Annotated in this window: 12 protein-coding genes; 3 read left to right on the top strand and 9 right to left on the bottom strand. The window is 66.8% G+C overall.

Annotated features, from left to right (window positions below; all coding sequences use genetic code 11):
• The first annotated feature begins 132 nt into the window (after window positions 1-132).
• Together infC and RMR04_RS22960 are read left to right on the top strand one after the other, a co-directional pair.
• On the top strand, window positions 133-675 hold the full coding sequence (gene infC, locus RMR04_RS22965) for a translation initiation factor IF-3 (protein WP_069693568.1): 543 nt from the start codon (window positions 133-135) through the stop codon (window positions 673-675).
• 117 nt (window positions 676-792) lie between these two features.
• On the top strand, window positions 793-1,539 hold the full coding sequence (locus RMR04_RS22960; protein ID WP_311910774.1) for an aldolase: 747 nt from the start codon (window positions 793-795) through the stop codon (window positions 1,537-1,539).
• A gap of 8 nt (window positions 1,540-1,547) precedes the next feature.
• On the opposite strand, the gene RMR04_RS22955 is transcribed toward RMR04_RS22960, so the two are convergent.
• From RMR04_RS22955 to RMR04_RS22930, 6 genes are all read right to left on the bottom strand, one after another.
• Window positions 1,548-2,177: an aspartate/glutamate racemase family protein gene (locus tag RMR04_RS22955; RefSeq protein WP_311910773.1), complete on the bottom strand. Its 630-nt coding sequence runs from the start codon at window positions 2,175-2,177 to the stop codon at window positions 1,548-1,550.
• A 116-nt stretch (window positions 2,178-2,293) separates the two neighbouring features.
• A complete protein-coding gene (locus RMR04_RS22950; protein ID WP_311910771.1) occupies window positions 2,294-3,322 on the bottom strand; it encodes an amino acid ABC transporter substrate-binding protein in 1,029 nt (342 codons plus the stop codon).
• A 35-nt stretch (window positions 3,323-3,357) separates the two neighbouring features.
• Window positions 3,358-4,290 carry a LysR family transcriptional regulator gene (locus RMR04_RS22945; protein ID WP_311910770.1) on the bottom strand — a complete coding sequence of 311 codons (933 nt, stop codon included), beginning with the start codon at window positions 4,288-4,290 and terminating at the stop codon, window positions 3,358-3,360.
• 1 nt (window position 4,291) lies between these two features.
• The gene (locus RMR04_RS22940; RefSeq protein ID WP_311910769.1) at window positions 4,292-5,005 is read right to left on the bottom strand and encodes a cysteate racemase; all 714 of its coding nucleotides are present in this window, start codon (window positions 5,003-5,005) and stop codon (window positions 4,292-4,294) included.
• A 61-nt stretch (window positions 5,006-5,066) separates the two neighbouring features.
• Entirely contained in the window at window positions 5,067-6,416 is a 1,350-nt protein-coding gene (locus RMR04_RS22935; RefSeq protein ID WP_311910768.1) for an aspartate aminotransferase family protein, read from the bottom strand.
• Window positions 6,413-7,306, bottom strand: coding sequence for a MurR/RpiR family transcriptional regulator (locus RMR04_RS22930; RefSeq protein ID WP_311910767.1), 894 nt, complete (start codon window positions 7,304-7,306; stop codon window positions 6,413-6,415). The genes RMR04_RS22935 and RMR04_RS22930 overlap by 4 nt, the downstream gene beginning before the upstream one ends.
• A 376-nt stretch (window positions 7,307-7,682) precedes the next feature.
• Here RMR04_RS22930 and RMR04_RS22925 point away from each other — a divergent pair, with 376 nt between their 5' ends.
• Window positions 7,683-10,277: a chemotaxis protein CheW gene (locus RMR04_RS22925; RefSeq protein ID WP_311910766.1), complete on the top strand. Its 2,595-nt coding sequence runs from the start codon at window positions 7,683-7,685 to the stop codon at window positions 10,275-10,277.
• Window positions 10,278-10,281: 4 nt separating this feature from the next.
• Here RMR04_RS22925 and RMR04_RS22920 read toward each other — a convergent pair whose 3' ends face one another.
• The 3 genes from RMR04_RS22920 to RMR04_RS22910 form a co-directional block, all read right to left on the bottom strand.
• Window positions 10,282-11,106 (bottom strand): 3-oxoadipate:acetyl-CoA acetyltransferase, encoded by an 825-nt coding sequence (locus RMR04_RS22920; RefSeq protein WP_311910764.1) that lies wholly within the window; start codon window positions 11,104-11,106, stop codon window positions 10,282-10,284.
• A gap of 37 nt (window positions 11,107-11,143) precedes the next feature.
• Window positions 11,144-11,770, bottom strand: coding sequence for a LysE family translocator (locus RMR04_RS22915; protein WP_311910762.1), 627 nt, complete (start codon window positions 11,768-11,770; stop codon window positions 11,144-11,146).
• Between the two features lie 131 nt (window positions 11,771-11,901).
• The gene (locus tag RMR04_RS22910; protein ID WP_311910761.1) at window positions 11,902-12,897 is read right to left on the bottom strand and encodes an aldo/keto reductase; all 996 of its coding nucleotides are present in this window, start codon (window positions 12,895-12,897) and stop codon (window positions 11,902-11,904) included.
• Window positions 12,898-12,909 lie beyond the last annotated feature (12 nt).

Raw genomic sequence — 12,909 nt, 5'->3', positions numbered from 1 at the left:
GCAGGGGGTGGAATGCAGTGGGCGTATGCCTATTGCTGCGTCATTCCCCGCCTCCCACATTGACATCGCGCATCTTTGTGCAATGTGTCTGCTCAGCGGCGCTGCTCGCGCCTGAAACAGGAGAATACCCCCATTCGTCGTCCTTTCCGCGCTGCCCCGACCCCGACCAAAGACGGCCCGCGTTCGAACCGTGACATTCGCGGTGTCCGCGATGTCCAGCTCATCGACGATACCGGCGCCAATCGTGGCGTGGTGTCGTTCTTCGAGGCCTTGAAGATTGCCGAGGATGCCGGTCTCGACCTGGTCGAGATCGCCCCCAATTCCGAGCCTCCGGTCTGCAAGATCCTCGACTATGGCCGCTTCCGCTTTCTCGAGCAGAAGAAGGCGGCCGAGGCGCGCAAGAAGCAGCGCACCATCGAGATCAAGGAGATCAAGCTCCGGCCGGGCATCGACAAGCACGATTACGACGTCAAGATGAAGGCCATGCACGGCTTCTTCGAGGAGGGCGACAAGGTCAAGGTGACCCTGCGCTTCCGCGGCCGTGAGATGGCGCACCAGGATCTCGGCGTGAAGGTGCTCGAGCGCGTCAAGGTCGATCTCGTCGACGTCGCCAAGGTCGAGAGCGACTGGCAGCTCGAAGGCCGCCAGATGGTCATGGTGCTCGCGCCCAAATAACGGGCGGTGTCCGTTATGCGATTTGGCTCAGGCCCGGCCCCAGCGCCGGGCCTTGTCATATCCGGCGCCGCGATGTTTCGATCCGGTTCGCTTCAGATGATCGAGAGACCTTGCGCCATGTCCCTGCCCATGTCCTCCCCGCCCAGCATCACGAACCAGCGCCGCGATCTTGCCGCCGCGCTCCGCCTTGCCGCGAAGTTCGAGCTGAACGAGGGCATCTGCAATCATTTCTCGGTCGCCCTGCCGAACAGCCCCGACGGCAAGCCGCGCTACCTGATCAACCCCTATGGCGTGCACTGGTCGGAGATGAAGCCCTCCGACCTCCTGCTGATCGACGACAAGGGCGAGGTGCTGGAAGGGGAGGGCGAGGTCGAGGCCACCGCCCGCAACATCCACGTCGCCGCCCATAAGGCCAATCTGCGCCATGTCGCGGTACTGCATGTCCACATGCCCTACGCTACCGCTTTGACGATGGTCGAGGGCGGCAGGCTGGAGATGGCGCATCAGACCGCCTGCCGCTTCCACGGCCGCACGCATTATGTCGACCATTTCGGCGGGCTCGCGCTCGATGCAAGCGAGGGCGAGGCCATCATCGCCGCCAGCAAGGCTTACGAGCATGTCGACATCACCTTCCTCGCCCATCACGGCGTGACCATCGGCGGCCCCTCGATCGCGGTCGCCTTCGACGATCTCTACTTCCTGGAGCGCGCCTGCCGGCAGCAGGTTCTGGCGATGTCGACCGGCCGGCCGCTGAAGCTCATCCCGCAGCAGCAGATCGAGGCGACGGCGCGCGATTGGCGCGACGTGCTGGTGTTTCAGTCGGAGAAGCATTTCGAGGCGCTGCGGCGCATCGAAGGGGCCTGACAGGCTATTCAGCCGAGCAGGCGCTTCAGCTTCCTCACGGCGCTCTCCGGCGTCGTCAGCACCGGCCTGCCGGTTGCGGCCATGACCGCGGGCGCTGATCGCGCCAGGCTGAACTGGGCGAGCGCGATCACGTCGCAGCCGGCGAGATCGCGCGCTGCCTCTGCGGCGATACGGTCATGCTCGGCGCCGTCACCACGGTCGAGGGCGGCGAGCGCCCCTTCCGCCAGCTTCGGCATGATCGTCAATGCAGGAGGGAACTCCGGCGGCATCGAGGCCAGCGTCGGCGCGAAGCTGGCGAGGAGGCCGATGCGCGCCCCGGCCTTTTCGGCCTCCTCGATCATCGCCTCGTTCGGCTTCAGCACCGGCAGCGGCGCAAGTTCGCGCTGCACCGCCTCGATGCAGGGCCCGAAGGCCGAGCAGGTAAACAGGATGCCGTCGGCGCCGGTCGCCTTCGCATAGCGCGCAAGTTCCAGGAAGCGCCGCGTCATCGCCTCCGTGATCTTGCCGTCGCGGGCGAGATCGGATGAGAGGCTGTCGTCGAGCAGGTTCATCAGCCTGACTTGGGGCCAGAGTTCGGCGAACGCCGCCTCGATCGGAGGCGGCGAATGCCGGAGTGCATGGATCAGGGCGATCCGCATGGGGGGTCCTTCCTCCGCCGTTAGATGTGGAGCCGGATGATGTCAGATGGGATCACCAAGTGATCCCATCTGACATCTGAACCCGTCTCTCATCCAAGAGTTGAGAGCATCCTGCTCTAGCGGATCGGATACGGATATTGCAGGCCGCCCTTGGAGGCGAGCGCGTTGAGGCCGCGCTTGAGCTGCAGGCGCGAGCCCGTGCCGACATTGCGCTCGAAGCTCTCGCCGTAATTGCCGACATGCTTGACGATCCGGTAGGCCCAATCGGTGGTCAGGCCGAGCCCCTCGCCGAACTTGCCTTCGACACCGAGCAGGCGCTTGATCTCGGGGTTCGTCGATTTCAGCATCTCATCGACATTGGCCTTGGTCACGCCGAACTCCTCGGCGTTGAGCATGGCGTAATGCGCCCAGCGCACGAGCACGAACCAGCTCTCGTCGCCGCGCTTCACGGCGGGGCCGAGTGGCTCCCGCGAGATCAGCTCCGTCAGGATCTCGAAGTCGTCCGGTTTGGCGAATTTCAGACGCTCCGCCGCCAGCCCCGAGCTGTCGGTGGTGAAGGCGTCGCAGCGCCCGGCTTCGAACGCCTTGACGCCCTCTTCATTGGTGGAGAAGCCCACGACCTCGTATTTCAGATTGTGGGTGCGAAAGAAGTCGGCGAGGTTCAGCTCCGTCGTGGTGCCTTGCGTCACGCAGATCGAGGCGCCGTTCAGCGCTTTCGCCTCGGTGATGCCGAGCGACTTCCTCACCATGAAGCCCTGGCCGTCGAAATAGTTGATCGCCGGCCACGCCATGCCTGCCGCAACATCCCGTGTCATCGTGTAGGTCGCGTTGCGCGAGAGCATGTCGACATCGCCGCTTTGCACGACGGTAAAGCGCATCTGCGTCGTCGTCGGAACGAACTTGAGCTTGTTGGGGTCGTTGAAGATCGCGGCCGCTACGGCGCGGCAGAGGTCGATATCGAGACCGGCCCAGCGGCCGTCGCTACCTTGCAGGCCAAAGCCCGCCAGGGCGGTGTGGTTGCCGCAGATCAGTTCGCCGCGCGCCTTGACGCGCTCCAGCGTCGAGGTCTGGGCGAAAGCGGTGGTCACCGTGGCGGCCAAAGCGAGGCCGAATCCGGTCGCGAGCAGGCGTTTGAAGATTGTCATCGTAGTTCCCCTGTTTTTTGAGTGCTTGGTTCTGATCAGGCGTCTTTGGTGCCCGCTGCGGCGGCTTGGCTCTGCCGCTCTTCGTGGTCTCCGGCGAGACCGGCCCAGAGCCGGTGCAGCGCGGGTTTACGGTTGCTGCTGTCGCGATAGGCAACGAGCGAGAGCGGCATCGCCCAGGCCTCTCCGCCGGCCGGGACCAGCTTCGGCCCCGCGGCCGCCGCGGCGCATTCCGGCAGCCAGGCGATGCCGTAGCCGGCGACAGCCATGTCGCGCAGGACATCGGCCATGTCGCTCTCGACCAGGCGATGCCCGGCCAGCGGCTCCGGAGCGGCTTCGATGATGAGATCCACCATGCGGCCGAGATAGGCGCCGGCAGAATACATCAGCAGTGGCAGCGGCGCCTGGGCCTTGCCGGGCAGCGGCCAGCGCTCGGCGTGTTCGGCGGCGACATAGGGGCGCAGATGTTCGACCCCGATCACCAGCCGGTCGTAGCGCTCGGCGTCGAGATGGATCGGCTGCTGCGCATGGTGGAAGCAGACCAGGAGGTCGACCGCGCCGGAGACCAGCGCCGTCACGGTGTCGTGGACATTGCCGGGCGCGACCTTGCAGCTCAGCGCACGCCCCTGCGACCAGCTCGCCCACCAGCCGGGCAGGCGGCCCGTCGCCAGCGCATGCGGCAATGCGATCACGACCTGGTCGCGTTTCGCCGTAGGTTGGCCTGACAGGCCGGTCTTGGCATCGAGCAACTGATGCAGCGTCTCGGCCGCGGTCTCCCTGAAGCGTTCGCCTTCGGGCGTCAGCCGCGTCGGAAACACGCTGCGGTCGATCAAGGTGACGCCGAGCCAGGTTTCGAGCGCCTGAATCCGGCGGCTGAAGGCGGCTTGCGAGGCGTTCCGCTCTTCGGCGGCGCGGGTGAAGTTGCCACGCTCGGCGACGGTGAGGAAATCCTGGAGCCAGCGTATATCCATCTCAGCGCGCCTCGCCGAGCGAGGCGTTGACGCAGGCCCGCGCCAGGGCTTCGGTCGGGTCGATGCCGAGCGGCAGGAACGCACTATCCGCAAGAGCCAGGGGTAGTTCGGTGCAGGCCAGCAGCAATCGCTCCGCTCCGGCGTCGAGAAGGCGTTGGCTCGCCTCCTCTGCATGTCGAAGAGCGAGCGGGCGCTGGCCGGCTTTCGTCGCGACGATGGCACTGTCGACCAGGGCCTGCGCCGGCTCGTCGGGCAGAATGAGACGGGGGCGCTTAGTGCCGAAGCGCGACTGGTAGAGCCCGGCTGCGATAGTGCCGCGCGTCGCCATCAGGGCGACCGCGCCAATGGGCGGCTCGATCTCCGCGATCATCGCCATGACCGCGTCGGCGATGTGCAGCAACGGCACGCGGCTGCCGCGCGCCAGGCGTTCATGCCAGTAATGCGCGGTGTTGCAGGGGATGGCGATGAACTCCGCCCCGGCGCGCTCCAGCTGCATGATTCCCGCCGCCATCGGCAGGAAGGGCGCATCGCTGCCCGCGGCGATCGCAGCCGAGCGATCGGGAATCTGCGGCACGCCATGGACGAGCAGCGGTACATGGTCCTGATCGTGCTGCGCCGGCGTCAGCATCACCACCTTCGCCATGAAATCGATCGTCGCGGCCGGCCCCATGCCGCCGAGAACGCCGATGAGCCGCCGATGTGGAATATGCTGCATGGCGCATCTGTGCCGGCTCGCATGGCGCATGGCCAATGCAAATTTTGCATCGATAATTCGGTCAATGTCCGGCGCCATCGTGCAAGGCACCGGCGATCGCGGCATCGACCGCTTCTCCGAGCCGTTCGACGATCATGTCCATCACCGCCGCGTCAGCGATGAAGGGCGGAGCCAGCAACACATGGTCGCCGGCTGTTCCGTCGGCGGTTCCTCCCATCGGATAGACCATCAGGCCGCGCGCCATCGCTGCCTGCTTGATCCTGGCGTTGAGCTTGAGGCCGGCCTCGAAAGGCGTCTTCGAGGCGCGGTCGGCAACGAGTTCGATGCCCCAGAAATGGCCGCGCCCACGCACATCGCCGACATGATGGTGGTTGCCGAAGCGCTCCTTCAGGCGGCGCTCGAGATGGGCGCCCTGGAGGCGGACATTGGCGAGCAGGTCGTCGCGCTCGATCACCTTCTGCACCGCGAGCGCGGTCGCGCAGGCGAGCGGGTGGCCGTTATAGGTCTGGCTGTGCGGAAAGGCGCCGGAGCCCTGCCGGATCGCCTCGACGATCCTGCCCGAGGCCAGCATCGCGCCGATCGGCGCATAGCCGGCGCCCAGCCCCTTGGCGATCGCCATCAGATCGGGCGCGATCCCTTCCTGCTCGCAGGCATGCAGCGTGCCGGTGCGGCCCATGCCGCACATCACCTCGTCGAGGATCAGGAGTACGCCATGGCGGTCGCAGATCTCGCGGATGCGCTTGAAATAGCCGGGCGCGGGCGTGGCGGCCCCGAGCGTCGCGCCAACGACCGTCTCGGCGACGAAGGCTGCGACCGTGCCAGGCCCGAGCTCCAGGATCTTGGCCTCCAGCTCGTCGGCGACGCGCAGCCCATATTGCTCCGGCGTCTCCTCAGTGCGCCGGTCGCGATAGGCATAGCAGGGCGCGATATGGTGGCCGCTGAGCAGCATCTCCTTGAACGGTGCGCGATCCTTCATGCGGCCGCCGACCGAGAGCGCCCCCACCGTGATGCCGTGATAGCTCTGCCGGCGCGAGATGAAGTTGGTCCGCCGGCTTTCGCCCTTTTCGATGAAATAATGCCGCGCCAGCTTCAGGCAGGCCTCGATCGCCTCGGAGCCGCTGCTGCAGATGAAGACGTTGCTCAGCCCCTTCGGCGCGCGGGCGATGAGATGCTCCGCCAGCTCCTCGGCCGGCTCCGAGGTGAAGAAGCTGGTATGGGCATAGGCCAGCTTGTCGATCTGGGCATGCATCGCAGCTTGGATGTCGGGATGGCCATGGCCGAGGCAGGAGACCGCCGCGCCGCCGCTGGCGTCGATATAGCTCTTGCCCTCGGCGTCGAAGAGCATGACGCCCTTGCCGCCGACAGCGACGGGATAGGCGCCGTTGACGCTGCGATGAAGCAGATGGCTCATGATGGTCTCCGTTTGGCGCGGCGAGGGGTCTCAAAGGTCGAGAAGGCGTCGAGCTGGGTCTCGGAGGCGGCGATGGCGTCGAGCGCCGGCTTGCCGCGCCGCGCCGTCATCAGCGCCGCCAGGCATTCCACCGCAGCAAAAGCCGGCGTCATGCTGTGGAAGAAGGAGGGCGTTTCGGTGCGCACCAGCACGGTCTCGTCGGCGAGCGCGGCGAGCGGCGAATGCGCGCTGTCGGTCAGCGCTAGGATCGAGGCGCCCTTGTCGCGCGCATAGGCGGCGGCCTGGAGCGTCAGGCGCGTATAGGGCGAGACCGAGATGACGAAGAGCACGTCGCCCGGGCCGATCCGGCGCAAGGCATCGATGCCGCGCCCGCCGGCTGTGTCGGCGAGGACCGACTCCGCGCCGATCAGCGTGCGGATATAGTCGAGCATATAGACGGCCGGAAAGGCGGAGCGCAGCCCGAAGCAGAAGACGCCGCGCGCATTCGCCAGCAATGCGGCCGCGCGTTCGAGGCTGGCGACGGATTCGGGCTCCCGCAAGGCCCGGACATGCTCGGCCAAGGCCGCGAACATGTCCTGCGCGATGGCGCTGTCGCCCTCGTCGCCATGGCGTTCGAGCAATTCGGTTGCGCGGTTGGCGAAGCCGTCGGGGCGCTGGCGCAGCGACGCCGCATAAGCCGTTCGCAGGGCGTCGTAACCGGGAAGGCCAAGGCGCTGCGCCAGCCTTGTGAAGGTCGCGGGAGCCAAGCCCGCGCGCCGCGCCTGCTCGCGCGTCGTCAGCAAGGCGACATCGGCGGGGTGATCGAGCACCCAGCGCGCGACCGCCTGCAGCTGCGTCGGCAGCTCATCGAATTGCGCATCCAGGGCGGTGACGACGCCGATCTGATCCATGGCGGGATCATAACGGGACTCGTAGCGGAATGAAACAGATGATCCCTAAATTATCATATGAAACAAATGATGCATTTCGATGCAGGCCGCGCCGCGTTTTTGGTCTGAGGCGAGAGCGGCCCGGCGGGGGCTGCAAAAAGCGCAGCGCGAGGCGGTTTTCTGACGTCGCCACGCGCTTCGCGCCCAGCCGGTCATGGGCCGTGTGAATGATCGTTGCATTTGCCGCAAATTTGAGCGCTGCGGGCAGGGTGACCTTGGTGCGAATCGGCCGCTCAGATGATTTGGTTCGATTTGGAACGGTTGCGTTGAGTTCAGCCCTTTCTCGGCCGCCGGGCCTCGACCAGGCGGCTATTGGCGCGAATGGAAGAGCCCGATCTTGCAGACGCTTCACAAGGGAATCGCGATCGATCCTTCGCTGGCGGGCATCATCCGCCACATGCATGCGATCGACGACTATCGGCAGGCTTTCGATCGCTTGCAGGCGTCGTGGGATACGCTGACCCTGCTCGGCCAGCTCTCGGGCAACGCGACCGAGATGTCGGGCACGCGTTCCGCCTTCGAGGAATTGACGGGGAGCCTGCTCAACCATCTCGCCATAGAGACGCGCGACAAGGTCGTCAGCGATCTCAGGACCAAGGCGCAGAACGCCATCGATGTGCTGGTGCGCAATCTCTTCGAGCGCACGGCCGATATCGGCTTCCTCGCGGCCGACACCGACATCCGCGAGATGCTGGAGGAAACGGAGCCGACACCCGCTGCCCGCGAGGCGATCGAGGCGCGCTTCCGCGACTATGTCGCGAAGTATTCGGTCTATTCGGACATCGTCCTGGTCGATCGCGAGGGCGCGGTCCGGGCCAGGCTCCAGGCCCATCCGGCTGAGACGGCGCGGCACGCCATCATCCAGGAGGCGTTGAGTTCAAGCGGCGCCTATGTCGAGCATTACGGCGTGGTCGATTTCGTCTCGGAGGCGCAGTCGCTGGTCTATGCCTGGCGCGTCGAGGATCGCGCCAGGCGCCCGCTCGGCGTGCTCGTGCTGGTCTTTCGCCTCGCCGACGAGATGGCGGGGATCTTCCGCAAGCTGCTGCCGGAGGATGACTGGACGATCCTGGGCTGCGCCACGCCGCAGGGCGAGGTCATCGCCGGCTCCTGCGCCATTCAAGTGCCGGTGGGACTCGTCCTGTCGCCGTCGGCGCTGCAGGGGCGCGAGCCCGTGCTCAAGCTCGGCGGCCGGCAATATCTCGCTGTTGCCTGCCGCAGCTCCGGTTATCAGGGCTATATGGGGCCGGGCTGGATCGGGCTCGGGCTGCTGCCGCTGGAGGCTGCTTTCGCTCAGCGCGAAGGCGCGCTCAGTGCGCGGATCGAGGATGGCCTGCTTGCGGCGGTGACCGGCCATTCCGGGCTGTTCTCTGAAGACCTGCTCACGGTCTCGCGCCAGGCGGCGATGATCCAGCGCAACCTCAACCGCTCGGTCTGGAACGGCTCGATCCGCCAGGCCGGGTCGACGGCGGCCAATGCTGCCTTCTCGAAAATCCTGCTTTGGGAAATCTCCAATGCCGGCCGCAGGACGCAGGCCGTCTTCGACGCCTCGATCGGCGATCTCCACCGTACCGTGGTCGCGGCGATCATGGAGAAATGCCGCTCGCGCGCCGCCTTCGCCATCGATGTCATGGACCGCAATCTCTATGAGCGCGCCAATGATTGCCGCTGGTGGGCGCTGAACGCGACCTTCGCGCGGGTGTTGTCGGAGCCGACGCCGGCGGGCGCGCGGCATTGCGGCGAGATCCTGGCGACGATCAATTCGCTCTATACGGTCTACAGCAACCTGATCCTGTTCGACGCCAAGGGCGTCGTCGTCGCGGTTTCGCAGCCGGACGAGGCGCATCTGGTCGGCGAGAGGCTCGATGCGGAATGGGTGCAGCGGACGCTGGCGCTGCGCTCGGACCAGCATTATGCGGTGTCGGGCTTCGAGCCTTCGTCGCTTTATGCGGAGGCATCGACCCTGATCTATACGGCCGCCGTCCAGGCCCCGGCTGGCGGCAAGATGGCTGGCGGCAAGGCGGTCGGCGGCATCGCGATCGTCTTCGATTCGACGCCGCAATTCGGCGCGATCCTGCAGGATTCGCTGCCGGCCGATGAAGCCGGTGCGGCGTTACCCGGCGCTTTCACGCTGCTCGTCGCGGGCGATGGCCGCATCATCTCCTCGACCGAGCCGCGCTTCGCTGTGGGCGCACCGAGCCCGATCGTCATCGACCCGCAAGGGTTGGCCAATGACGGCGATCTCGCCGGCATCCGCACCTTCGAGGGCAGGCATGTCGCGGTCGGCGCGGCACTATCGAAGGGCTATCGCGAATACAAGACCAGCGATGGGCACCATGCCGATGTGGTGGCGCTCTGCGTCGTACCGCTCGGCGATATCGCCACTGATGCCGGGGCGCGGCCGTCGAGCGCGGCGGCCAACGCGATCGCGGCGCGCAGGCTGCCTGACGGCGTCGAGGCCTTCGAGGCCGCGACCTTCCATATCGGCCGGCACTGGCTCGGCGTGAAGGCGCGCGATGTCGTCGAGGCCGTCGATCTCGCCGGCCTGAAGCCCTCGGCCAAGCAGGCGCAAGACGGTCTGCTCGCCGGCTACAAGCTGCATCAGGGCGACCCCGTGCCGGTGCTGCGCCTGGCGCGGCTGCTCGGCATTCCCGATGGCTCCGCCGAGGATCAGCAGATCGTCATCGTGCGCGCGGCCGGCCGGACGCTCGGCCTCGTGGTCGATTCGCTCGGCCCGATACCGGAAATCCCAGTCTCGGAACTGCAGCCCTTGCGGGACCTGACCGCGAAGCTGGAAATCCCCGCGCTTGGCGTTGTCGCCGCGCGCGATGCGCAAGGCGCGCCGGCGGGCATGCTGATGCTGCTCGACGTCGACAGGCTCGGCGCGCGGCTCGACGGCGAGCCGGCCGCGCCGCTGTTGCACGCGGCCGAATAGTGGTTCAGGCGGCGAGACCGAGGAGCGTGCGCGCCTCGCCGGCTGTTGCCGGGCGACGGTTATATTCCGGGCAGAGATCGACCACGCGTTTCACCAGCGCGGCATTGGACGGTGCGAGCCTGTCGCGGTCGAGCCTGACATTGTCCTCCAGCCCGGTGCGGCAATGGCCGCCGAGTTCGAGCGACCAGCGGTTGAGGGTGATCTGGTCGCGGCCGATGCCGGCGCCCGTCCAGGTCGCATCGGGCGCGAGCCGCTTCAGCGTCGCGATGTAGAACTCGAAGGCGGCGCGGTCGACCGGCATGGCGTTCTTCACGCCCATGACGAACTGCACATGCAGCGGCCCCTTGATCGCGCCTGCAACCCCCATCTCGACCGCCTTGAAGATCATCGAGAGGTCGAAGGCCTCGATCTCGGGCTTGACGCCATGCTCAAGCATCTCGCTCGCCAGCCAGTCGACCAGCTCGGGGCTGTTCTCATAGACCCGAGTCGGGAAATTGCAGGAGCCGGTCGAGAGCGAGGCCATGTCGGGCTTCAGCGAGAGCATGCCGCCGCGCTCGCGCCCTGCGCCGGAGCGCCCGCCGGTCGAGAACTGCACGATCATGCCGGGGCAATGCTGGCGCAAACCCTCCAGCAAACGGCCGAAGCGCTCGGGGTCGGAGGTCGGCGTACCCTCGTCGCTGCGGACATGGCAATGCGCCAGGGTCGCGCCGGCCTCGAAAGCGGCCTGCGTGGATTCGATCTGTTCGGAAATCGAGATCGGCACGGCCGGGTTGTCGCGCTTGGTCGGCAGCGAGCCGGTGATGGCGACGGTGATGATGCAAGGCGTCATGGCTTCTCCGGGCCTGAACGGTCGATGGTCTTAAGACTTACCCGAACACGGCCAGCCGCAGGCCAAGCGCAATCAAGACGACGCCCATGATCACGTCCAGCACCGGTTTTGCGCGGACATAGGCACGGCTCACCGCGGGCACGGTGAAGAACAGCGTCACCGCGATCCACCAGACCGCCGAGACCACGACGACGACCGCCACGGCCGACCAGAACAGCCAGCCCGGCGCGCCGGCCGGAATCATCACGCCGAACAGGCTGGCGTAATAGGCGACGACCTTGGGATTGGTGATGTTGGTGATGAAGCCGGCGCGGATCGCTTCCAGCCCCGAGACCGGCTCGGAGGCGGCGTGAGGGGTGGCCGGGCCCTTGTGGCGGATCATCCCGATCAACAGCTTCGCGCCGAGATAGATCAGATAGGCCGCGCCGACGAGCTGGAGGCCGCGATAGGCCAGCGGGAAGCTCGCCAGCAAGGTGCCCAGACCGGCCGCGGCGGCGAGCGCCCAGGTCAGCGTCGCCAGCACGACACCCAAGGTCAGCAGCAGCCCGGCGCGGCGATCCCCTTTCACCGCATAGCTCATGACGACCGCGAAGGTCGGGCCGGGGCTGGCGATCGCAAGCGCATGGATCGCCGCGATGCTCGCCAGAATGGTGACCTGATTCATCGACGCTTCCCCCTCGATAACGGGGTGCCGTTCGCGTTCTTCGCCGCGAGACGGCACCCGGTCTCATCGATGGATGTAGTGTCGTGCGAGTCAAGCGCCGCGGCTCGGTCTCGCCGGTGGGGGCATGGGGCTCAGCCGTCGACCAAAGCGAGGGCGGCCTCGGTATAGCGACTGCCGACGACCCGCTCCGGCGATGTCGCCTCGGCGATGGCTGCAAGCTCGGCGGCGCTGAGGCTGATGTCGGCGGCTGCCGCATTCTGCTCCAGGTTTGCGATCTTCCGCGCGCCGGGGATCGGCACGATGAAGTCGCCCTGGTGCAGCACCCAGGCCAGCGCCAGCTGCGCCGTCGTCACGCCCTTGCGGGCCGCGATCGCCGCCAGCTCGTCGACGATGGCCGCGTTGGCCGCCATCGCCTCGGCCTGGAAGCGCGGCAAAGTGTGGCGCCAGTCATCTGCGCCCAATTGGTCGGGCTTACTGATCGCGCCCGTCAGCAGGCCGCGACCGAGCGGGCTGTAGGGCACGAAGCCGATGCCGAGCTCCCGGCAGGCCTTGAATACCTGCGCCTCCGGCTCGCGGCTCCACAGCGAATACTCGCTCTGCACGGCGGCGATCGGGTGTACCGCATGCGCCCTCCGGATCGTCGCCGCGCTCGCCTCCGACAGGCCGAGCGCGCGGACCTTGCCCTCGCGGACAAGTTCCGCCATCGCGCCGACCGTCTCCTCGATCGGCACCGCAGGGTCGACGCGGTGCTGGTAGTAGAGGTCGATGACATCGATGCCGAGCCGCTTCAGCGAGGCTTCGGCGACCGCTTTGACATGTTCCGGCCGGCTGTCGACGCCGGTCATGCGCGCCGGCCCATCGCCATCCCGGCTGATCCTGAAGCCGAACTTCGTGGCGATCATGACCTTGTCGCGGACGGGCTTCAGCGCCTTGCCGAGCAGGATTTCGTTGTCGTAGGGGCCATAGACCTCGGCTGTGTCGAACAGGGTCACGCCAAGATCGACGGCGCGGCGCAAAGTGGCGATGGCGGCGCTCTCTTCCTGGCCGCCATAGGCGAAGCTCATGCCCATGCAGCCCAGGCCGACAGGGTAGACACTCAGTTCAGTTCCAAGCTTGCGGGTTTTCATCACGGGCTCCTC

The organism is Bosea sp. 685 (assembly GCF_031884435.1).
Lineage (GTDB): Bacteria > Pseudomonadota > Alphaproteobacteria > Rhizobiales > Beijerinckiaceae > Allobosea.
This window is presented reverse-complemented; position numbering and strand designations above follow the sequence as displayed.

What these genes read in the sequence shown, in the direction of transcription:
- RMR04_RS22960 (WP_311910774.1), top strand. Translation starts at nt 793, where the DNA reads ATGTCCCTGCCCATGTCCTCCCCGCCCAGCATCACGAACCAGCGCCGC.
- RMR04_RS22955 (WP_311910773.1), bottom strand. Translation starts at nt 2,177, where the DNA reads ATGCGGATCGCCCTGATCCATGCACTCCGGCATTCGCCGCCTCCGATC.
- RMR04_RS22950 (WP_311910771.1), bottom strand. Translation starts at nt 3,322, where the DNA reads ATGACAATCTTCAAACGCCTGCTCGCGACCGGATTCGGCCTCGCTTTG.
- RMR04_RS22945 (WP_311910770.1), bottom strand. Translation starts at nt 4,290, where the DNA reads ATGGATATACGCTGGCTCCAGGATTTCCTCACCGTCGCCGAGCGTGGC.
- RMR04_RS22940 (WP_311910769.1), bottom strand. Translation starts at nt 5,005, where the DNA reads ATGCAGCATATTCCACATCGGCGGCTCATCGGCGTTCTCGGCGGCATG.
- RMR04_RS22935 (WP_311910768.1), bottom strand. Translation starts at nt 6,416, where the DNA reads ATGAGCCATCTGCTTCATCGCAGCGTCAACGGCGCCTATCCCGTCGCT.
- RMR04_RS22930 (WP_311910767.1), bottom strand. Translation starts at nt 7,306, where the DNA reads ATGGATCAGATCGGCGTCGTCACCGCCCTGGATGCGCAATTCGATGAG.
- RMR04_RS22920 (WP_311910764.1), bottom strand. Translation starts at nt 11,106, where the DNA reads ATGACGCCTTGCATCATCACCGTCGCCATCACCGGCTCGCTGCCGACC.
- RMR04_RS22915 (WP_311910762.1), bottom strand. Translation starts at nt 11,770, where the DNA reads ATGAATCAGGTCACCATTCTGGCGAGCATCGCGGCGATCCATGCGCTT.
- RMR04_RS22910 (WP_311910761.1), bottom strand. Translation starts at nt 12,897, where the DNA reads ATGAAAACCCGCAAGCTTGGAACTGAACTGAGTGTCTACCCTGTCGGC.